General features: G+C 62.0%; 22 protein-coding genes. 11 read left to right on the top strand and 11 right to left on the bottom strand.

The genetic code is table 11. The features are described from left to right. Positions 1-187: 187 nt before the first annotated feature. Together J2W17_RS09835 and J2W17_RS09830 are read left to right on the top strand one after the other, a co-directional pair. Positions 188-1,027, top strand: a complete 840-nt coding sequence (locus J2W17_RS09835) for an HvfB family MNIO-type RiPP peptide maturase (protein ID WP_307333001.1) — start codon at positions 188-190, stop codon at positions 1,025-1,027. A gap of 28 nt (positions 1,028-1,055) precedes the next feature. After that, positions 1,056-1,778: an HvfC family RiPP maturation protein gene (locus tag J2W17_RS09830; protein WP_373459971.1), complete on the top strand. Its 723-nt coding sequence runs from the start codon at positions 1,056-1,058 to the stop codon at positions 1,776-1,778. A gap of 141 nt (positions 1,779-1,919) precedes the next feature. Here the strand turns inward: J2W17_RS09830 and J2W17_RS09820 are convergent, their stop codons facing one another. Beyond that, positions 1,920-3,233: an ATP-binding protein gene (locus J2W17_RS09820; protein WP_307332997.1), complete on the bottom strand. Its 1,314-nt coding sequence runs from the start codon at positions 3,231-3,233 to the stop codon at positions 1,920-1,922. Further along, positions 3,230-3,970 carry a response regulator gene (locus J2W17_RS09815; RefSeq protein ID WP_307332995.1) on the bottom strand — a complete coding sequence of 247 codons (741 nt, stop codon included), beginning with the start codon at positions 3,968-3,970 and terminating at the stop codon, positions 3,230-3,232. Before J2W17_RS09815 ends, J2W17_RS09820 begins: the two co-directional genes overlap by 4 nt. Positions 3,971-4,277: 307 nt before the next feature. Between J2W17_RS09815 and J2W17_RS09810 the strand changes: the two genes are divergently transcribed. The 3 genes from J2W17_RS09810 (at position 4,278) to J2W17_RS09800 (ending at position 6,268) form a co-directional block, all read left to right on the top strand. Then, positions 4,278-4,541 (top strand): DUF2790 domain-containing protein, encoded by a 264-nt coding sequence (locus J2W17_RS09810; protein ID WP_307332993.1) that lies wholly within the window; start codon positions 4,278-4,280, stop codon positions 4,539-4,541. 48 nt (positions 4,542-4,589) lie between these two features. After that, entirely contained in the window at positions 4,590-4,802 is a 213-nt protein-coding gene (locus J2W17_RS09805; RefSeq protein WP_307332991.1) for a hypothetical protein, read from the top strand. A gap of 239 nt (positions 4,803-5,041) precedes the next feature. Beyond that, entirely contained in the window at positions 5,042-6,268 is a 1,227-nt protein-coding gene (locus tag J2W17_RS09800) for a cytochrome c biogenesis protein DipZ (RefSeq protein ID WP_307332989.1), read from the top strand. A gap of 132 nt (positions 6,269-6,400) precedes the next feature. On the opposite strand, the gene J2W17_RS09795 is transcribed toward J2W17_RS09800, so the two are convergent. Beyond that, positions 6,401-7,393: an AraC family transcriptional regulator gene (locus tag J2W17_RS09795; protein ID WP_307332987.1), complete on the bottom strand. Its 993-nt coding sequence runs from the start codon at positions 7,391-7,393 to the stop codon at positions 6,401-6,403. A 197-nt stretch (positions 7,394-7,590) separates the two neighbouring features. On the opposite strand from J2W17_RS09795, the gene J2W17_RS09790 reads away from it, so the two are divergent. Continuing rightward, positions 7,591-7,860, top strand: a complete 270-nt coding sequence (locus tag J2W17_RS09790; protein WP_307332984.1) for a DUF4242 domain-containing protein — start codon at positions 7,591-7,593, stop codon at positions 7,858-7,860. Positions 7,861-7,910: 50 nt separating this feature from the next. Continuing rightward, a complete protein-coding gene (locus J2W17_RS09785) occupies positions 7,911-8,723 on the top strand; it encodes a class I SAM-dependent methyltransferase (protein WP_307332982.1) in 813 nt (270 codons plus the stop codon). A gap of 144 nt (positions 8,724-8,867) precedes the next feature. Here J2W17_RS09785 and J2W17_RS09780 read toward each other — a convergent pair whose 3' ends face one another. The 3 genes from J2W17_RS09780 to pcsA form a co-directional block, all read right to left on the bottom strand. After that, positions 8,868-9,794, bottom strand: a complete 927-nt coding sequence (locus tag J2W17_RS09780) for a universal stress protein (protein WP_307332980.1) — start codon at positions 9,792-9,794, stop codon at positions 8,868-8,870. Between the two features lie 352 nt (positions 9,795-10,146). Further along, the gene (locus tag J2W17_RS09775; protein ID WP_307332978.1) at positions 10,147-10,533 is read right to left on the bottom strand and encodes a DUF488 domain-containing protein; all 387 of its coding nucleotides are present in this window, start codon (positions 10,531-10,533) and stop codon (positions 10,147-10,149) included. 6 nt (positions 10,534-10,539) lie between these two features. Continuing rightward, a complete protein-coding gene (gene pcsA / locus J2W17_RS09770; protein ID WP_150817936.1) occupies positions 10,540-11,262 on the bottom strand; it encodes a phosphatidylcholine synthase in 723 nt (240 codons plus the stop codon). A gap of 310 nt (positions 11,263-11,572) precedes the next feature. On the opposite strand from pcsA, the gene J2W17_RS09765 reads away from it, so the two are divergent. Then, on the top strand, positions 11,573-12,301 hold the full coding sequence (locus J2W17_RS09765) for a tellurite resistance TerB family protein (RefSeq protein ID WP_307332975.1): 729 nt from the start codon (positions 11,573-11,575) through the stop codon (positions 12,299-12,301). A gap of 145 nt (positions 12,302-12,446) precedes the next feature. Here the strand turns inward: J2W17_RS09765 and J2W17_RS09760 are convergent, their stop codons facing one another. Then, complete coding sequence (locus J2W17_RS09760) at positions 12,447-12,899, bottom strand: cupin domain-containing protein (RefSeq protein ID WP_307332973.1); 453 nt, start codon at positions 12,897-12,899, stop codon at positions 12,447-12,449. A 193-nt stretch (positions 12,900-13,092) separates the two neighbouring features. On the opposite strand from J2W17_RS09760, the gene J2W17_RS09755 reads away from it, so the two are divergent. From J2W17_RS09755 to ligD, 3 genes are read left to right on the top strand one after another with little or no spacing between them, the layout of a single operon-like run. Then, a complete protein-coding gene (locus tag J2W17_RS09755) occupies positions 13,093-14,478 on the top strand; it encodes an iron-containing redox enzyme family protein (protein WP_307332971.1) in 1,386 nt (461 codons plus the stop codon). 10 nt (positions 14,479-14,488) lie between these two features. Further along, on the top strand, positions 14,489-15,484 hold the full coding sequence (locus J2W17_RS09750; RefSeq protein WP_307332969.1) for a class I SAM-dependent methyltransferase: 996 nt from the start codon (positions 14,489-14,491) through the stop codon (positions 15,482-15,484). Continuing rightward, entirely contained in the window at positions 15,481-18,216 is a 2,736-nt protein-coding gene (gene ligD, locus J2W17_RS09745; RefSeq protein WP_307332967.1) for a DNA ligase D, read from the top strand. Before J2W17_RS09750 ends, ligD begins: the two co-directional genes overlap by 4 nt. 259 nt (positions 18,217-18,475) lie before the next feature. Here ligD and J2W17_RS09740 read toward each other — a convergent pair whose 3' ends face one another. The 4 genes from J2W17_RS09740 to J2W17_RS09725 all read right to left on the bottom strand — a co-directional run bounded on the left by J2W17_RS09740 (position 18,476) and on the right by J2W17_RS09725 (position 20,586). Beyond that, the gene (locus J2W17_RS09740) at positions 18,476-18,754 is read right to left on the bottom strand and encodes a DUF3303 domain-containing protein (protein WP_307332965.1); all 279 of its coding nucleotides are present in this window, start codon (positions 18,752-18,754) and stop codon (positions 18,476-18,478) included. A 214-nt stretch (positions 18,755-18,968) separates the two neighbouring features. Continuing rightward, positions 18,969-19,370: a hypothetical protein gene (locus J2W17_RS09735; RefSeq protein WP_150799410.1), complete on the bottom strand. Its 402-nt coding sequence runs from the start codon at positions 19,368-19,370 to the stop codon at positions 18,969-18,971. Positions 19,371-19,429: 59 nt separating this feature from the next. After that, a complete protein-coding gene (mug, locus tag J2W17_RS09730; protein ID WP_307332962.1) occupies positions 19,430-19,951 on the bottom strand; it encodes a G/U mismatch-specific DNA glycosylase in 522 nt (173 codons plus the stop codon). Between the two features lie 8 nt (positions 19,952-19,959). Continuing rightward, on the bottom strand, positions 19,960-20,586 hold the full coding sequence (locus J2W17_RS09725; protein ID WP_307332959.1) for a TetR/AcrR family transcriptional regulator: 627 nt from the start codon (positions 20,584-20,586) through the stop codon (positions 19,960-19,962). Positions 20,587-20,749: the final 163 nt, after the last annotated feature.

Raw genomic sequence — 20,749 nt, 5'->3', positions numbered from 1 at the left:
GCCCAATCTCCCTGGTTCACACCGCTCCCACAGGGGCCAGCAGTGGTCATAAGGCTCGTGTGTATCCCACTGTATCCAACCCCCTCCTCGATACAGTACCTCCCATTCCGGGGTGCGGCAGAACACAGTCCCGATACACCCCCGCGATCAACTGTGATTCCGTCCGGCAACCCTTGAGATCGACATCATGCACACCCCCCTCACATCAGCGAAGGCTCGCGTCGGGCTTGGCCTGCGGCGCGGTTTAATGAAGGACCTGCAAGCGGCGCCGATGGGCGCCTTCGACTTTCTGGAAGTCGCGCCGGAGAACTGGATCGGCATTGGCGGTGCCCATGGCCATGCGCTGCGGGCCCTGGCCGAGCGCTATCCGTTGTCCTGTCACGGCTTGTCCCTGTCCCTGGGCGGGCCGGCGCCGCTGGACGTCAGTTTTCTGCAAGAGGTTCGGGTTTTTCTCGATCACTACAAGGTGCCGCTGTACAGCGAACACCTGAGCTACTGCAGCGATGACGGCCACCTTTACGACCTGCTGCCGTTGCCGTTTACCGAAGAAGCGGTGCATCACCTGGCCGCTCGGATTCGTCAGGCCCAGGACATCCTCGGTCGGCGCCTGGCGGTGGAAAACGTCTCCTACTACGCCGCGCCCCAGCAGGACATGGATGAGGTGACCTTCACCAACGCGGTGCTGCGCGAAGCCGATTGCGACCTGTTGCTGGACGTCAACAATGTGTACGTCAACTCGATCAATCACGATTTCGATCCCCAGGCTTTCCTCGCCTGTATCGACTCTGACCGCGTGGTGGCGATGCATGTGGCCGGGCACTTCGATGAGTCCGACACCTTGAAAATCGACACCCACGGCGCGTCGGTCAAACCGGCGGTCTGGTCGCTGCTGGCCCAGGCTTACAGCCGGTTCGGCGCGCAGCCAACCTTGCTGGAACGGGATTTCAACTTCCCGGCGTTCTCGGAACTGGTAGCCGAGTTGCAGACTATCCGCCGCCTGCAAGCCGTGGAGGTGAACCGTGGCTAAGCATTCGTTGCATCAACAGCAGGCGACGATGGGCCTTTACCTGCGCGATCCCGAGCATTGCCCGCCGCCGGCCGGGATGGACGTGGCGCGGGCCGGAGTTTACCTGGACCTGGTGTTCTCGAACCTGTCATCGTTGCTCGGCGGGACCTTTCCGGTGCTGATCAAGGTGCTTGGGGACGAGCATTGGCGTTTGCTGGTGCGAACCTTCCTGCGGGACTACCGCGCGCGCACGCCGAAATTCGGCGAAATCGCCCAAGAGTTTGTCGAATTCCTCGCCTCTGCGCCTAAAGCCTTGGGCGAAGGGCCGTGGCCGCCGTTCATGGTCGAACTGGCGCATTACGAGTGGATCGAGATGGCGCTGCAACAGTCCGAAGCCGAGCCTTTGCCGGCCAGCGATGCCGGATTGCTGCTGGATCGGTCGCTGCAGGTTTCGCCGCTGGCCTGGCCCTTGGCCTATGCCTGGCCTGTCCAGTTGGTCGGGCCCGATTTTCGACCTGAAGCGCCACCGGTGCAGCCGACGCTGCTGCTGGTGCGGCGGACCGAGGACTGGAGCGTGAAGTTTTCCGAACTGAGCCCGTTGGCGTGGCGGTTGTTGCAGCGGATCGGCGAGTTTCCCGAACTCGATGGCCGTGTGCAGCTGGAAGGGTTGGCGGCGGAGGCGGGGGCTACCGGGTCGCCTGCGTTCATCGACAGCGGGCTGGCATTGTTGCGACAGATGCATGGGGAAGGGGTGGTGGGCGTCGTCGCTTAAGGGCACATTTGCCGAAACCCCACCAATCAACTGTAGGAGCTAGCTTGCTAGCGATGGTCGTCAACGATAACGCTGTAGGCCTGACACCCCGTGGTGTTCTCGGGTTCATCGCGAGCAAGCTCGCTCCTACATTAGGATTTTTCAACGCCCCGTTTTACTACCCGGCAACCTGAGCTCCGCGCACAACCCCCCGCCTTCACGATGACTCAGCGTCAACGCCCCCCCGAGCGCCAACGCCAATTGCTGGGCAATCGCCAAGCCCAACCCGGTGCCGCCGGTGCTGCGGTTGCGTGAGTTTTCAACGCGGTAGAACGGCTCCATCACGTGGGCCAGCTCCTCTTCGGCAATCCCGGGGCCACGGTCCATCACCTTGACCGACAAACTGCCGTCTGCCTTCGACTCCACCCACAACTCGGCGGCGCCGGCGAACTTCAGGGCGTTATCCGTCAGGTTCACCAGCACCCGGCGCAGGGCATGGGGGCGGGTGTCGATCACCGCGTCGCTTTTGCCGCTCAGCTGCACATCCTTGCCCATGTCCTGATAGTCGAACACCAGGCTGTCGAGGAACGAATCCAGATCGGTGCGGCGACTCTCCTCGGTGGAGCCGTGCACGCTGCGAGCGTATGCCACGCCTTCGCGCACCAGATGTTCCATCTCGCCGAGGTCGTTCCACAGTTTGTCTTTTTCGCTGGAATCGTCCATGAATTCAGCGCGTAATTTCATCCGGGTGATCGGGGTTTGCAGGTCGTGGGAGATCGCCGCCAGCAGTTGCATGCGCTCCTTGAGGTAGGCGGCGATGCGCGCCTGCATGGCATTGAACGCCTTGGCGGCATGGGCGACTTCGGTCGGACCCTTCTCGTCCAGGTGCACCGCGTGGGTGTTGGGGTCCAGGGTCTCCACCGCCTGGGCGAGGCGGGTGAGGGGTCGGATGGCGATTCTCACGGCCAGCCAGGTACAGGCGATCATCAGCGCCAGTTGGCCCAGCAACACCATGGGCAGCCACGGCGACAACGGCAGCATCGCCGGTCGCACATCGATGGTCACCGGGCTGCCGTCAGCCAGCTTCAGGTGGACCTGGAAGTGTTTTATCTGCCCGGGAATGTCGGTAACGGTCATCGGGTAATCCTTGCCGATGGCGTCTTTGATCGAGGTCACCGCGATCGGGGTGTCGCTCATGGGCATGCCCGGTGAGCCTTCGTCCAGCAGATAGCGGTAATTGCGCCGTTCCAGTTGTTTCAGCCAGCTGGCACGTTCTTCGGCCGGCAAGCGGTCGAGGATGGCGATGGAGGTCGATACGTCGGTTTCCAGGTTGCCCAGCATGGTGTTTTTCGCGCTTTCGTAACGTTCGTAATACTGCGCGCCAAAGGACAAGGCCTGCGCCAGGATCAGGCCGATCAGAAAAATCAGCGACAACCGCGAGGCAAGGGTGCGGGGCCAACGTATCGCGAGGTTCATGACGGCGCACCCAGCACTTCCACCGGCAGGGAAAACACATAGCCTTCACTGCGCACGGTCTTGATATAGGCCGGCTCGCGGGCGTCGTCCAGCAAGCGTTGACGCAAGCGGCTGACCAGCAAGTCGATGGAACGGTCGAACAGGTCGGCGTCGCGGCCCTGGGTCAGGTTCAGCAACTGGTCGCGATTGAGCACCCGCTGCGGATGATCGAGGAACACCCGCAGCAGCCGGTATTCGGCGCCACTGAGCGCCACCATGGTGCCGTCGTCATCGAGCAGGTGCCGGGCGGATGTATCAAGGCGCCAGCGCCCGAAGCCCAGCAAACGCCCGCTTTCGGTGACCACCAGATTCGGCGGCAGCATCCGCGTGCGACGCAGTACGGCGTTGATGCGTGCGAGCAGTTCACGGGCGGCGAACGGCTTGACCAGGTAATCGTCGGCGCCCATTTCCAGGCCGATGATGCGGTCGGTTTCATCGTTGCGCGCGGTCAGCATCAGGACCGGGGTGGCCTTGTGTTTGCCGGCGCGTAATTCGCGGCAGAGCATCAGGCCATCGTCGCCGGGCATCATGATGTCGAGCACGATCAGGTCCACGGGCGTGGATTCGAGGAAGGCGCGCATTTGCCGACCATCCGCCACGACCGTGGTGCGCAGGCCGTTCTTTTTCAGGTAGTTGCCTACCAGCTCTCGAATCTCGCGGTCATCGTCCACGATGAGGATGTGATCGACGTGTTCCATGGGGCCAGGCGCCTCTATAAACGGGGGATGTCGCGCAGTCTATCGAGCCTTGGCACGCTTGCCCGCAGCCCTTTGTATTGCAGTGTATCTGGTGTAGCGACGGATACATGCAGACGCAAAAACACTGTTTTTCAGCGGTTTTGTATCGCTGTGTATCAGGAGCCGGCTCAGATACGTACCGATTTACCCGCGCCTGTTTTCGACACAGACGAGATACCTCGCGGGCTTCTAATGGATTCCATCGGGGCAAGCCAGGACGCCCCGGCCCAATCAACGATTGACCCATCGAAGCCTTGAGGAAACCACCATGAACACCAAAGCCGTCGTCGCCGCCTGCCTGTTCGCCGCACTGAATATCTGCACCCTGTCGGCCCGCGCCGAAGCGCAGGTCAGCCCTGAAACCTACACCTACGGCACGCACCTGGACATCAAGAAAGTGATCTCGATGAAACAGGACGCCACGCCTTCCTGCGGGATTGTAAATGCCCAGCTGACCTACCTGGACTCCGGGAATAAAACCCAGGTCCTGGACTACCGCAAGTTTGCTGACGGCTGCAACGACGATAACTGAGTCCTTCGCTGGCCGATTGCCGATCCCCTTTGAAACAGGAAGAACATCATGAACAACGTATCGCGCTTTTTGACCGCCGTTGCTTTCTCCCTCGCCGGTGCCGCCGCCCACGCCAATGCCGCTGTGGAGCAAAGCAGCTGTGGCAGCAGCACCTGCTTCCAGCTGACGCCGGTGGCGAAGCAGGGTGCCGATGCCTTGCTGGCACAGGATGGTTCCGGCCGTACGCCGCAAGGTCAGCAGCTGGAAAACCAGACTGCCTGAAGCCACACAGTTCCTCCTTGTAGGAGCTGGCTTGCCAGCGAAGACGGCGGCACATTCAACATAGATGTGACCTGACAGATCGCTTTCGCTGGCAAGCCAGCTCCTACAGGGGGCGGCTTGTGCGGCGAAGACGGCGGCACATTCAACGTGAATGTGACTGACAGAATGCCTTCGCTGGCAAGCCAGCTCCTACAGGGGGATGTGTGAATCGCCACCCTCGTTTATTCAAGGTGATCCCCATGTTACTCATCGCGTTCCTGGGCGGCATATTGACCGTCCTCAGTCCCTGCATCCTGCCGGTCGTGCCGTTCCTGTTCGCCGGGGTCGACCGTACGCGGTCCTCGATCCTGCTCACCCTCGGCGGCATGGTCCTGACTTTCGCCCTGATCTCCAGCCTGGCGGTGGTCAGCAGCGAGTGGGTGGTTCAGGCCAGCAGCACCGGTCGACAGGTCGCCCTGATCGTGATGGTGCTGTTTGCCCTGTCGCTGATTTCCGCCCGTGTCGGCGGCTGGCTGGCGCGTCCGTTCGTGCTGCTCGGCAACCGCATCGACCCTGGTACCCGCAAGATGTCCGGCCCGCTGGGCTCGGTCATGATCGGCGTCGCCACCGGCCTGCTGTGGGCGCCGTGCGCCGGGCCCATCCTCGGTGTCATCCTCACCGGCGCCATGCTGCAAGGCGCCAATGCCCAGACCAGTCTGTTGCTGTTGGCGTACGGCCTGGGCAGCGCGTTATCCCTGGGCACTCTGATCTTCGCCGGTCGCGGCCTGGTCAATCGGTTGAAAGGGTCGATCCCGGTCACCGGCTGGCTGCGTCGTGGTGCCGGAGTTGCGGTGCTGGCTGCTGCAGCGGTCATCTCCACCGGGGCCGACAAGACATTGCTGGCCAGCACTTCGTCTGAAGGCCTCGGCAACCTCGAGAAAGGCGTACTGGAGACCGTGCCGAAAGTGGTCGATTACTTCGTCAGCAAGGTCAAGGCCGACTCGTTGATGGATAACGCCCAAGGTGCCATGCCATCCCTCTCCGGCGCGGTCGAATGGCTCAACTCGCCAGCGCTGACCAACGAATCCCTTAAAGGTAAAGTGGTACTGGTGGATTTCTGGACCTACGACTGCATCAACTGCCAGCACACCCTGCCGTACGTGAAAGACTGGGCCAAGAAGTACGAGAAGGATGGCCTGGTGGTGATCGGCGTCCACACCCCCGAATATGGCTTCGAACGCATCATCGCCAACGTCAAGGATCAGGTGAAGAAGCTCGGCATCACCTACCCGGTGGCGATTGATAACAACTACGCGATCTGGCGCAACTTCGACAACCAGTACTGGCCCGCTCACTACCTGATCGATGCCAAGGGCCAGGTGCGTTTCACCCACTTCGGTGAAGGCCGCTACGAGACCCAGGAGAAGATGATCCAGCAGTTGCTGGAAGAGGCCAAGGCCGACGCCAAAGCCCCGGCGGCAGCGTAAATCCAAAAGCGTGACGCAGAGCGTCACTGGAGGCGTTACCACGCAGAGCGTGGGAACGATCATGGAGGAGGGTGCTGATCATTCCCACGCTCTGCGTGGGAATGCAGCTCGGGACGCTCCGTGTCCCTTGGATCAATGGCCCACAGGCTGCGCGCCGTGGGCCATTGGTTTTTTCTCCTGACTGCGTCGCCACGCCGCCGGGGGCGCCCCGAACTCACGACGAAACGCCCGACTGAACGCCGTATCGGTCTGGTAACCCACTTCCTCGGCAATCCGCATCAATGAGCTGTTACTGCTGCGTAACAGGTTGGCCGCCAGCAACATCCGCCACTGCGTCAGGTACTGCATCGGCGAAACCCCGACCAATAGTTGAAAGCGTTCCGCCAACACCGATCTTGAGCTGCCGGCGGTGCGCGCCAGTTCTTCCAGCGTCCAGGCGTGACAGGGCTTATTGTGCAGCGCGTTCAGCGCGGCGCCGACGATCCGGTCGTTGACGCCCGCCAGCCAACCGGTGCGGCCTTCGCCCTGTTCGTGCATGTACAGGCGCAACACCTCGATGAATAACACCTCAGCCAACTTGGCCAGGACACCTTCGCCGCCAGCGCGCGGCGAGCGAGCTTCAGCCAGCGCATAACGCACCGAAGACTCCAGCCAGATCCCGGCATTCGAACCGCGTACGTTGACCCTCACTATCGGCGGCAACCCCGTCAGCAACATGCCTGCCAGTCGTGTGTCGCACGCCAGATAGCCGCACACCAGACGTGTGACCGCGCCACCGCCGCCATAACTCAGCTGCCGGGGGCGGCGCGCCAGCACCACATCCAGTCGGGAGCCGGTGGCGGGCGCAAGTCCCGGCCTGGAACTCATGCGATGGGCGTCTCCCTGGGGGAACACCACCACGTCGCCAGCCGTTAGCAGAAGGGGCGGATCGGCACCCAGCTCGACGTAACATTCGCCTTCGGTGATCAAGTGGAAGATCACCACCCGTTCGGCGCCGGGCTCGAGGAAGGGCGCTGCGGTGTCGGCGCTGGGCGACTGGTAGCACCAGGGTGCAGTGAACCTGGCATTGATGAAGATCGCGCCGACCAGGCGGACGACGCGCAGGGTCTGGGACAGGGCGTCCATGAGGTTTTTCCCCTGTGCTCGAGTGCCGCTTTTCAAGGGTGAGTCTGATTGTGAGCCTGTCGCGGCACAACGTGAATTCTCCGGACGATCGGACAGGGTTGGCCGACGATCGGGCAGGACGCCGACGGTCCCCGGCGCGATAGTTGGCACACAGGGTTAGTCGACCCTGTCACCAATAACAAGAATGAGAGGTTGCCATGCCGAAGTTCGTCATAGAACGCGAAATCCCAGGCGCTGGAGCACTGTCGGAACGGGATCTGAAAGCCATCTCGCAAAAGTCGCGCAAAGTCTTGCGCGATCTGCCAGAAGTGCAATGGCTGCAGAGCTACGTCACCGGCGACAAGATCTACTGCGTGTACATCGCGCCGAATGAAGAGCTCATCCGGGAGCATGCCAGACAGGGCGGTTTCCCCGCCAACAGCGTATCCCAGGTCATGAACATCATCGATCCCACGACGGCAGAGTAATCGAACGCCCGTTGCTGGTCCGTTGTTCCAACCCGCCAGAGACAGACTTCATGAGTACACCCATTGATCTTACTGCCCTGAAAAACCGTCAGATGGCCTCCTGGGCCAGCGGCGACTATGCCGTGATCGGCACCACGTTGCAGATCGTCGGCGAGGAACTGGCCGAAGCCTGCGACCTGCTCTGCGACGAACGCGTGCTCGACGTGGCCGCCGGCAATGGCAATGCGACGCTGGCCGCCGCACGCCGTGGTTGCCATGTCACCTCCACCGACTACGTGGCTGCGCTGCTCGAGCGCGGCGAAGACCGGTCAAGGGCAGAGCGCCTGGATGTGACGTTCCAGGTGGCCGATGCCGAGGCATTGCCTTTCGAGGACGCCAGCTTTGATGTCGTATTGTCGACCTTCGGTGTGATGTTTACGCCGGACCAGCCCAAGGCCGCCGCGGAACTGGCACGGGTCTGTCGACCTGGCGGCCGGATCGGCCTGGCCAACTGGACGCCGGAAGGCTTCGTCGGCCAGATGTTCAAGACCCTGGGCCGGCATATGCCACCACCGCCAGGGGCGCAACCGCCTTCGAACTGGGGCACCGAGGCCTGGCTGCACTCGCACTTCGATGAGCGCGACTTTTTGCTGCAGGTAACGCGCAAACACTTTAACTTCCGTTACCGCTCGGCCGCGCATTTCATCGACACGTTCCGCACCTGGTACGGCCCGGTCCACAAGGCGTTCGCGGCACTGCCCCCCGAAGGCGCCCAAGCCTTTGAAAAAGACCTGACTGAGCTGATCAACGGTTTGAACCGGGCGGGGGACAAGTCGATGGTGGTGCCGAGCGAGTATCTCGAGGTGGTGATCACCCGGCGTTGAACCCGGTTAACACGGACAAATGTAGGAGCTGGCTTGTCGGGACGCCGCACCGCAGCGAAGACGGCGGCACATCCAACATTGATGTGACTGACATATCGCCTTCGCTGGCAAGCCAGCTCCTACACGGGGCCGTGTGCATCGCAGCTATTCATCCAGCCGCTCGGTGTACACCACCCAAACACTGCACGGCATTTTGTACAGCAGGTGCTCCACCGTGCTGCCGATCAGCCGGCCCAGCCCGCGATGGCCGACCCGCCCCATGACTATCACATCGGTGTCATAAGCCTCGGCATAGCGGATCAGGACCTTGCCCGGACTGCCCATGATCATATGCCGCTGTTCCGGCGCGATACCGTTGCGCTCGGCCAGTTCGTGGAAGGCGTCTTCCTGGTAGTCATACAGGGTCTTGGCCTTGCCCGAGGAGAAAAACGCCGACCCGTTGTCAAAGCCGAACTCGTCCGCGCTGATCGAGGACAGATCGTAGGCATACACCACGTCGAGCTCGGCGTTGCAGGCGCTGGCCAGTTTCGCCGCTTCATGCAGGATCCGGTCGTTGAAGGTCTTGTAGTGATCGTCGCGATGGAACGGATCGACCGCGGCGACGATCTTGCGGGGCAAGGCGTGCACCGCGTGGCTGACGAAGTGTAAAGGCACCGGACACTCACGCAGCAAATGCACATCGAGCGGGGTGAACATCAGCCGCGACCACAGCGATTCATGCTCCAGCGCCTTGATCAGCACGTCCATCGGCTGCTCCTTGAGGTGCAGCAGGATTTCCTCCAGCGGGCGTTCGACCCAGGCCACCTCGGTGGTGACCTGCACCCCGATCTTGCGCAAGGGGCGGGCCTGTTCTTCCAGCCACTGCCGATGGCGATCGACGTAGCCCAGGCGCATCTGCTCCAAAGCCTTTTCGTTGACCAGACTGGCCGTCGCCAGCCCCTCCAGATAATCGAAAGCGACGATGTGCAACGCCGCATCTTCGGCCTTGGCCAGCGCCGCCGCCCGGTCGAAGGCGGGGCTGTGTTCCATCAGGGGCGAGGCGACCAGCATGAATCGTGATTGCTCAGACATGACAAACCTCCCGTGGGTTGACGAGCAGGTGGCGGCACCGCTGTAACGACCAGGGGGTGCGACCTTGGCGCCCGATGTGCAGTCATTTCATAGCCATTCAATCCCCCTAAGTATTGACCATGATCAACCTTCCGTCCGTCAACCCGGCGCAGGCTGCGGTTCGTGCTGAACTCAGGCGCACGCGCAAAGAGGTAGACGATGAAGGTGGCAATGACATCCGAAGCCGTCAAATACAACGCAACCCCTTGTAGGAGCTGGCTTGCCAGCGAATGCGGTGTGACAGCCGACATCGATGCTAGGATGGACTGGCCTCTTCGCTGGCAAGCCAGCTCCTACATGGGGGACGTGCTTGTTATGCAAGCTTGGCACCGCGGGCTTTCAGCAGCTCGCGCAACACGGAGCGATGGCAATGCGCCTCCTCCTCGCAATAACACCCGACAGCCAGCGAAGTCTGATGGGAGAGGGCGGCCAACAGATCCAGCAATTGGCTCGGCGCCGGATGGTTCATTTCAGCCTTGAACTTGCGCCGAAACGCCTCCCACGCCTTTTCATCCTCGGCGGCCTTGGCTTGCGCAACCAATTCGGCGCTGGGCGACAGCAGCGGCTGCCACACATCATAGAAATCCCGGCTGGCAAACTCGGCCTTCGGCACGCCCCGGGGCGGGCGGCGTACCGTGCCGATGCGCAGGCCTTCATCGGGTTGGCGCGGGGAGCCGAGCCGGACGATATGAATGGGCATGGCGACCTACTTGTGCCGCGACGTTTCAAACCACTCCATCGCCGTGCGCCAGATGCAGATCCCCAGGAAGTAAGCCGACATCAGCAGCCAGAGCCCCATCACCAGCGGGTTGATCACCGGGTGATTGACCACCAGCGACAAGCTGCACAACAGCCAGATGGCCGTCACCGCGATATTGATCGGCATGAACTTGCGCACGCGGAACGGGTGCAGGAATTTCATCCGGGTCACGGTCAGCAGGGCCAGGCCGACGACAGCGAGCAGGGTGATCCACGGTGATGGCGCGATGATGTACAGGCACAGAGCTACCACGTTCCAGGCGGCGGGGAAGCCCTGGAAGTAGTTGTCCTTGCTTTTCATGTTGACGTTGCAGAAGCAGAACAGCGAAGAGACCAGAATCAGCGACACGGTCAACAGCAGCGTGTAGTCAGGCAACGGGATGTAGCGATAGATGAACAGCGCCGGGATAAACACATACGTCAGGTAGTCGATCACCAGGTCGAGGACCGAGCCGTCGAAGCTCGGCAGTACCGACTGGACATTGACCTTGCGCGCCAGCGCGCCGTCCAGCCCGTCGACGATCAGCGCGACGCCCAGCCACAGCAGGCAGTTGGTGGGCTGGTTTTCCAGCAGGGCGAGGGTCGCGAGGAAGGCAGTGACCACGCCAGTGGCGGTGAAACCATGGGCGCCCCAAGCTTTGAGCCTGGCGATGTGTAGAGTCGAAATCACGGGGGCGTTCTCCAGAAAGTGAAGCAAGCCGGTCATCACCCTCACTATCGGGGGTGGCGGCAAACCTGGTCGGGTTGCAAGTATCGACCGGGAATCCGGGAATAAGGTTCACCACTCATGAATCTTAGCTGCGCCACACTAAAATACCCCGGATAAATCGGCCGGCCTGTGGACCCGCACGTCAGGTCGCTCTGCCAGGGTAGGCAGCGTGCACGGCAGGGGGGTCACGTCAGCCAAACGGTGGTGGCGCATTTGACTGCGAGGACTATCGTTGCCTGACTGGATCACTCCGACCAAAGAGGATGCCGTCATGAACACCAGCGATCTGCTCGAACAACTTCTGCGCGGCGCCGGCCAGGGCGCCATGCCGCAACAGGGCGGCCGTGGTGCTTCGGCCCAGGGCGGGCTTGGCGACCTCGGCGGGTTGCTCGGCGGCCTGTTGGGCGGTGGCGCCGGTTCCAGCGCCGGCGGCGGTGGGCTGGGTGGCTTGCTCGGTGGCTTGCTGGGCGGCGGCTCAGCCTTGGGCGGTTCGACCCGGAGCCGGTCAGGCGGTGGCACCAACTACGCCGCATTGGCGTCGCTGGGGATGATGGCATTTCAAGCGTATCAAGCCTGGCAACGCAGCCAGGCTGCGGCACCGCAACAGGCTCCGCGCACTGTAGACCTGCTGTCTGGCCCGGAAGTAGAAGACCACAGTAACGCGATCCTTCGGGCAATGATTGCGGCGGCCAAGGCCGATGGCCGTATCGATGAATCGGAAAAGCAGATGATCAGCACCGAGATCGGTCGTCACACCGATGATCCGCAGTTGCAGCAATGGCTGGATGATGAAGTCGCCCGGCCGCTGGACGCCGCCGATGTGGCGCAGTCGGCCACCGATCCCGGCATGGCGGCGGAAATGTACCTGGCCAGTGTGATGCTGGTGGATGATCAGAAGGACGCCGAGCGCAGTTATCTGGATGAACTGGCTGCGGCGCTGGGTATTGATCCGGATTTGCAGGTGCATCTGGAGCAGCAGGCGAAGGGTGGCGGTGCCTGAGTGCACTCTTGAAAACCAGACCGCGTTATCGTTCTTCGCGAGCAGGCTCGCTCCCACAGTTGACTGCGTTAGCCGATACGACTCGGTCAACCGTGGGAGCGAGCCCGCTCGCGAAGAACGATGACGCGGTCTCACTGCTGCCCCCCTACAGAGCTGCGGAGGGTTTAGGCACCAGAAACGTAACCCCATAACGCTCGGCCACTTCAAAAATCCGCGCCAGATCCTCCGGCACCTTGAGCTGATCCATCGCCGCGAAAAACTGCCCGCCCCGCGGGTCGGACACTACGCCGATGATTTTCGCCGTGCTGCTGAGGTTCCTGTACGCATGGACGGTTCCGGCAGGGATATGCACATAGCCACCGCTCGACACCGTGTTGGATTGGCCATCGACCGTCACTTCCACTTGCCCGTCGATGACGTAGAAAGCTTCATCCCAGGGGTGAAAGTGCGGCGGCGGCCCTCCGCCTCGCACGCCTTGCTGGATATGCACCTCGAAAGGTTTGGAAAGATCCCCGCCGGCGAGGATGGTGATCGCCTCACCCACGACGTTCACTGGCCTGGGGGTTTTATCCGATTCAATGACATGAACCGTGCGCATGATTGCTCTCCGGGGAGTGTCCCCACACCGGTTCATTATATTCACTTCGGTGCAAGCCAAGTGCCGTATCGGCGGCCGTCTGTCCGGGCTCTTTGAACGCCAATGGAATTTTTCCGCGCTGCGGTCGCTCTGCTGATGTAGAGACGTATTGATCCAGCGTCCTGCCACTGGCCTCAGACCGAGAGATGCATCCATGACTGCCCTGACACGACTTGAATCCAGGCCTGCCCACGAACACTCGATTTCCGGCGCCGACAGCATTAAACAGATCTACCAGCAGCTGCTGCTGAGCGACGATGCGCACCATAGGCATGCACTCGCGCACACATTTCTGCAGACCCAGCTGCAGCGCGCGGCGGACTTGCCGGACGAGCTGCCGCAGGACCTGTCGGCACTGCAAGACTATGTCGAACAACACAGTATCGCAGTCGCTCGGCAATACGCCGACTACCTGCAACAGCGCAAGGAAGGCGGGCCCCGGCAGTACTTCAGCAACAAGGCGCACGCGCTGTTTTTCCTGCAGGCCGTTGCCCCGACCAAACTGGTGGACGGCGCCTGGCTGTACGGCCTGCTGCGGCATTGGCGCGACCCCCGTTTCGAGGGTCTGATCTGCACGTATCTGGAGGAACTGGGCGAGGGCAATCCCGCACAGAATCATGTGGTGATCTACCGCAAACTGCTGGCAGAGCATGGCTTGCAGGACTGCGCAGCGATTCCCGATGAGCGTTATCTGCAAGGTGCCGTGCAACTGGCGCTGGGTGAGAGCGGCGACGAGTGCCTGCCGGAAGTCATCGGCTACAACCTGGGGTACGAACAACTGCCCCTGCATTTGCTGATCAGTGCCTACGAACTCAGCGAGCTGGGCATCGATCCGTATTATTTCACCCTGCACGTGACCATCGACAACGCCAGCACCGGCCACGCGCAAAAGGCCGTGCAGTCGGTGTTGCAGCTATTGCCGTTGGAGGCTGATCGCGAGGCGTTCCTGCGCAGGGTTGCGCTGGGTTATCGGCTCAATGATCTGGGGCAGGGCAGTCGCGCGATCATCGAGTCGTTCGACCTGTACGCTGAAGTGCTGGACATGCTCGAGCGCAAGCGTCCGTTCGGCCAACACATGCATTCCGACTACTGCCGCTTCGAAGGCAAGACCGTCAATCAATGGTTGTCGACACCCGAGCAGTTGCCAGGCTTCCTCGCTGCCATGGAAAACAAGGGCTGGATCAAGCGCCACCAGGATCCGCAAGCCAGCCGGTTCTGGCAATTGATCGATGGCGACGGTGCGGCGATGTTCGGGGTGTTCAGCCCTTATGAAAAGCAATTGCTGCATGACTGGATCGCCGGCGACTGGGTGCCTGAACGTGCAACCGCGACGAGCCGGGGTAGCGCCAGCGGCGCGGTCGAAACTACGGTGCCGGCCAACGACCCGGATATCCAGGGCCTGCAAAACGCGTTGGCTGGCGTTGGCGTACACGATCAGATGCAGGTGCTGATCCCGTGGCTGTCGGCCCACCGACATTCTCATCCTGCCGGTCTGTTCGCCACCCGACGCTTCATCGAACTCAAATCCAGCCTTCGATAGGGAGCCTGTGATGAATCAGGAAGAACGACTGGGCACTGCCGATCTGGCATTGCTGCAGCTGGGTCGCCGCTTGCAGGCGGACGGCTATCGCTTCATCACGCCGACGCCGCTGACCCATCAGCGGGTCAATGACCGCGCATTCGGACAAAGCGCCCGGACCCTGCGCGAGGTGTTCGGCTGGTCGCGGTCGTTCGAACCCGGCCTGTTGTCGACGGACGAGCAGCGGCAGTTGCAACAGGCGGGCGTGCTCGAGGAGAGCAACGGCCGGCTGAAAAGCCACGTGCGCTGGTCGAGCCTGGATGATCTGCTGTTCGTGCATTCGGGGTTCCCCACCGATGCCGCCGACGCGGTGTTCTTCGGCCCCGACACCTACCGTTTCGCCCAGTTGATACATGCCCATCTGCAACAGAACTTCGCCCCGATCAGGCGCGCCGTGGACATCGGCTGCGGCGCGGGGGTCGGGGCGATCGTGATTGCCCGCGCGCGACGCGAAGCCGAAGTGCTGGCGGTCGACATCAACCCGGCGGCGCTGCGTCTGACGGCGGTCAACGCCGCACTCGCCGAAGTGGCCAACGTCAGCATTGAAGCCAGCGACGTGCTGCAGGATGTCGACGGCAACTTCGACTTGATCGTCGCCAATCCGCCCTACATGGCCGATCCCGCCGAGCGTGCCTACCGCCACGGCGGGGGGGCGCTTGGTGAACAGTTGTCGCTGCGAATCGTCGAGCAGGCCCTGTATCGACTGGCCCCCGGCGGCTCGCTGGTGCTGTACACCGGCGTGGCGATGATCGATGGTTGCGACCCGTTCCTGGACGCACTGACCCCGCGCCTGGAGTCGCCGCTGCTCGCCTGGACCTACCGCGAACTCGACCCCGATGTGTTCGGCGAAGAGTTGTTGAACCCCGGCTATCAGCGCGTGGAGCGGATTGCCGTGGTGGCGTTGGTCGTCACGCGCATCGGCCCCGGCATCGGGGGAATCGTTAGCTCGCCTGCAGGTGCGCCATGAACAAGAACCTCGACGATTACAACCGCATGCGCGACTTCTCGGCCACTTCTGAACCGGCCGCCAAACCCTCGCGCAAAAAAAAAGTGCGGGACCATGCGCTACAGTTCTGCATCCAGAAGCATGACGCCTCGCGCCTGCATTACGACTTTCGCCTGGAACTCGACGGCGCCCTGAAAAGCTGGGCGGTGCCCAAGGGGCCGTCACTGGATCCCAAGGTCAAGCGCCTGGCCGTCCACGTCGAAGACCACCCGCTGGACTACGCCACGTTCGAGGGCAGCATCCCGCAAGGGCATTACGGCGCCGGTGACGTGATCGTCTGGGACCGTGGCGTATGGATTCCCCAGGAGGATCCGGCCAAGGCCTACGCCAAGGGCAAGCTCAAGTTCGAACTGCAAGGGGAGAAGCTCGGTGGTCTGTGGAACCTGGTGCGCACGCACATGCCGGGCAAGCAGGAACAGTGGTTTCTGATCAAGCACCAGGACGGCGCGGCGAAACCCGAGAGTGAATACGACGTGGTCGTCGCCGAGCCCGATAGCGTGCTCAGTGATCGGACCATCCTGCCTAAAAAGTCAAAGGCTGCGGCCAAACCCAAGCCGGTGAAAAAACCGGCCGCGGCGGCGCCCAAGGCAAAGGCGACGCCTTTGACCGGCGCCCGCAAAGCCGAGCTGCCGGAGCAGCTCAAGCCGGAACTGGCCACCCTGGTCGAGAAGGCCCCGGGCGGCGAGTGGAGCTACGAAATCAAGTTCGACGGCTATCGGATCATGGCCCGCATCGACCACGGCGAGGTCCAACTGTTTACGCGCAATGGCCATGACTGGACCCACAAGCTGCCAAAACAAGCCGAAGCGCTGGCAGCGCTGGGTCTCGAGTCAGCCTGGCTCGACGGCGAAATGGTGGTGGCCGACGACCAGGGCGTGCCGGACTTCCAGGCGTTGCAGAATGCGTTCGATTCGGGCCGCAGCGGCGCCATCCTGTATTACCTGTTCGATATCCCCTACCTCAACGGCGTGGACCTGCGCGAAGTGCCTGTCGAGGAACGGCGGGCGGCGCTGTCGACGGTACTCAAAGCCAACGAAGACCCGCTGCTGAGGTTCTCCGACGCGTTTGGAGAAGAGCCGGAAGCCTTGCTCAACAGCGCCTGCCAAATGCGCATGGAAGGGCTGATCGGCAAGCGCCTGGGGTCGCCCTATGTGTCCCGCCGCAGCAGCGACTGGATCAAGCTCAAGTGCAAGCATCGCCAGGAGTTCGTGGTGGTTGGCTTCACCGATCCCAAAGGTTCGCGCAATGCGTTCGGTGCCTTGCTGTTGGGGCTGCATGACCGGGACAGCGGCGAATTGCGCTACGCAGGCAAGGTCGGCACCGGGTTTAACGAGACCACGCTCAAACATATCCACGAGCAACTCAAACCCTTGCAGACGAAGAAACCGTCGGTGGTCAATCCGCCGAGCGGCTTCGATGCCAAAGGCGTGCATTGGCTCAAGCCGACGCTGCTGGCGGAAGTGGCCTTCGCCGAAATGACCAAGGAAGGCTCGGTGCGCCATGCGGTGTTCCATGGCCTGCGCGATGACAAACCTGCCGAAGACATTACCGAGGAGCGTGCGAAAGCCGTGAAGACTTCAACCTCGAAACCCGCTGCTGCGAAAGCTGCTCCTGCAAAAAATGCGGCTGCAAAAACCACTGCCGACACAGCTGCTGCGGAAAAACCCACTCCTGAAAAAGCTGCCTCTGCAAAACCTGCCGCAGCGAAAACTGCCTCTGCGAAAACTGCCGCAGAAAAAAAAAGCACCGCTGAAAAGCCAGCCACCAAACAGAAAACCGCCGAACCTGCCCCTTCACAAATCGGCCTGGGCAAGGGCAAGGTGCGCATCACCCATCCGGATCGGGTGATTGACGCCAGAAGCGGCACCACCAAAGTGCAACTGGCCGAGTATTACGCCAGCGTCGCCGAATGGATTTTGCCTGAACTCAAGGACCGGCCGGTGGCCCTGGTGCGCGCCCCCGACGGCATCGCCGGCGAACTGTTTTTCCAGAAGAACGCCGAGCGCCTGGCCATTCCGGGGATCACCACCCTGGACAAGGCGCTCACCGGGCAACCGGTGATGATCATCAACAATGCCGAAGCCCTGATCGGCGCGGTGCAGATGAGCACGGTGGAGCTGCACACCTGGAACGCCACGTCCGACAACCTCGATAAACCCGACCGCTTCGTCCTCGACCTCGACCCGGACCCGGCGCTGCCCTGGAAAAGCATGGTCGAGGCGACTCAACTGACCCTTTCGGTGCTCGATGAACTGGGGCTCAAGGCTTTCCTCAAGACCAGCGGCGGCAAGGGCATTCACTTGGTGGTGCCGCTCACCCGCAAGCTCGGCTGGGACGAGGTCAAGGACTTCAGCCATGCCATCGTCAGCCACATGGCCAAACTGCTGCCGGATCGTTTCTCCGCGGTCTCCGGCCCGAAAAACCGGGTCGGGCGGATCTTCATCGATTACCTGCGCAACGGGCTCGGCGCCACCACCATCTGCGCCTACGCCGCGCGGACTCGGGAAGGGTTGCCGGTGTCGGTGCCGGTCTTTCGCGAGGAGGTGGCTGAACTCAAGGGGGGCAATCAATGGAATGTACAAAATGTCCATGAGCGGCTGGCCGAAGTGGGTGACGAACCTTGGGCGGACCTGAAGAAAACCCGGCAGACCATCACCGCCGAGATGCGGCGGCGGGTGGGGATGAAGAAGTAGCGAGCCATGTACCGATCAATTATGGTCAACGCCACACCCTGTAGGTGCCGGCCTGGCGAAGGCGTCTCCAAGGGCACTGCAAGGCTCAAGGCCGCCTTCGCCGGCAAGCCAGCTCCTACATGATCCCCGGTGTACCGATGAATGTGATCAACGCCAATCCCTGTAGGAGCCGGCCTGGCGAAGGCGTCTTCATGGGCGCTGCAAGGCTCTAGACAGTACTTGCGAGGAGGGCGGCGAGCAGGGCTCGCCGCCCCGATCATTACCTGGCTACAACCGCCGCCAACAACGGCGCCGCCTGCTCATCGGTCAACGCCGCATGGACTTCCATGTTCATGAGGTCATTCCATTGCAGCACCCACTTCTGAATCTGCACCACATCGTCGGTTTCCGCGATGCCAAACCCGCTGGAGCCACCGACGGCGTGCCAGCGTCCCAGCATCTTCACGCCTTCGGGCGGGGCTCCTTTGGTCTCGATAAAGCGCTGGATCACGCTGTTGCGGTTCTGCGGGCTGATTGTCCAACTGACCATGAATAACATACGCCACCTCCTGTCACGGATTGGCACCTGTCGATCGTCGCGCACCTGGCTGGCGCCGGGACCACGGTCACGCCTGTCTTGCCGGCATCATCCTGACCGGCCTGAAACGATTGCTCCCATCAGAAGGCATAGCAGCGGGCCAGAATCCGCGCATGACCGCTGATCCTGTTTCATGGCATCTGGAACGAACGGTGGAGCAGGTGGGCTCAAGCGATCAGGCATCCCGCAACAGGTCGTTGGCATTGAGCAGCTCGTAGGCAACCTCGGGACGTTTCTCCAGACCGCGGCGAATGGCCGCCGGAATCGACTGCCGGGTCTTGCGGCACAGTCCCGGCAGTTCACCGATGGAAATGGCGATGCCGCGCATGGTCCGTACTTCGTTGAAACCGGGGGCGATCTCCACCCGAATACCCAGTTGCTCATACATCCGCTGCTGCAAACGCTCGAGGTCGCTCAGGCTTTGCAGGTTTTCCAGGCGTTCGACCAGGCGCTTTTCCTCCGAGCGGGTCAGAAACAGAATGCGCACGTCCGCGCCCGGGGTATCCAGCAGCGGGTCACGCCCGCAGTCGCAGGCGCCGGGCGGGCAGGGTTGGCGGATGGGAGGCGTGGTCGTCATGGGGATCAATCATAGAGCGCTCCGGGCGGGTTTGCCCATAGACTTGCATTGCCACCGATTCATCCAGGCCGTCTCTCATCCACTGCGAACCGGAGTTGGCGATACGCGCCTACCAATTGATCAAGCGTAAACCCGCGATTGCGCCCGCTGGGATTGGGCAGAACCCACACCTGGGCATTACCGAAGGTCCTTGCCTGCAGCCCCCACGCGAGGTCCCGTCGACCGGACAACGCGCCATAGGCGGCTTTACCGAGAAAGGCCACGAAGCGGGGCGCATAGCGAATGATCTTCTGTTCAAAATCCGCAGCGGCCGCGGTGAATTCAGCGGCAGACAACTGATCCGCCCGCGCCGTGGGCCGCTCGACGACCGCCGTCAATCCGCAGTGATAGTGCAAGATCGTCCGGTCGTTTTCCGGGCACACTTCTTTCGGCGTGAAACCGGCGAGATGAAGCGTGCGCCAGAAGCGATTGCCCCTGCCCGCAAAATGATGCCCCTGTGCGGCCGCCATCACGCCGGGGTTGATCCCGCAAAAGATCACTGCAAGATCCTCGGCCAGTATGTCTTCGAGTCTTTCGCCCACGTTGAACCTCACACTGCGCAAATCACCTTGACCGCACCGCGCACCAGCGCCGTCAACTCGGCTCGGGATTTGCCCGCCCGCGCACGTATCGAAATGCTGTGCAGCAGCGATGACGCGAGCACGGCAAGCGCCGCCGGGTCGACATCGGCTTTGAGCTCGCCGCAATCGACGGCCACCTGCAGACGGGTTTCAAGATCGGCATCCAGCCTGCTGAGTCGCTGCGACAGCACCTCGCGTATTTCCTGATCTTCGACCGCTTCGGTCGTCGCCGTGCCAATCGCAAAGCAGCCACGGGGTTGGCCGTCTCCAGAGAAATAGATCGACAGCTGCCCCTCGTAGAAGCGCGTCAGCGCCTGCTCCAGGGTCAGGGCGTTGTCCGTCAGCGCCTCCTGCATGGCCGCGGCGGCGAACGCCCAGTACTGCTCAAGTGCCTTGATATAGAGCGCGTGCTTGTCACCGAATGCCGCATAGAGGCTGGGGCGGTTCATGCCGGCCGCCGTGGCGATGCTGTCCAGGGAAGCACCGGAATAGCCGGTGTTCCAGAACACCCCAAGCGCCTGCTGCAGCGCCGTCTGCGGGTCATAGGCACGGGGGCGGCCCCGGCCTTTGCCTTCGGTAACTTTATTTTGTGCCATGTTGTACAAAAACCTTGAGCAAGGGTGGATGAGTCGATATTCTTACATCATCGCACAAAATTAAGGAACCAGAAGTTCCTCGATGGCAGGTTTGTTGTAGCTGAGCTCTAACCGGGTGTTGCGGCGACGAAACAGGTGCGGCGGGGGTGATCCTCCCGACTGC

It is taken from the genome of Pseudomonas lini (assembly GCF_030812475.1).
Taxonomy (GTDB): domain Bacteria; phylum Pseudomonadota; class Gammaproteobacteria; order Pseudomonadales; family Pseudomonadaceae; genus Aquipseudomonas; species Aquipseudomonas lini_A.
Note: the sequence above shows the minus strand (reverse complement) of the source record. Positions and strands in the feature narration are given on the sequence as shown.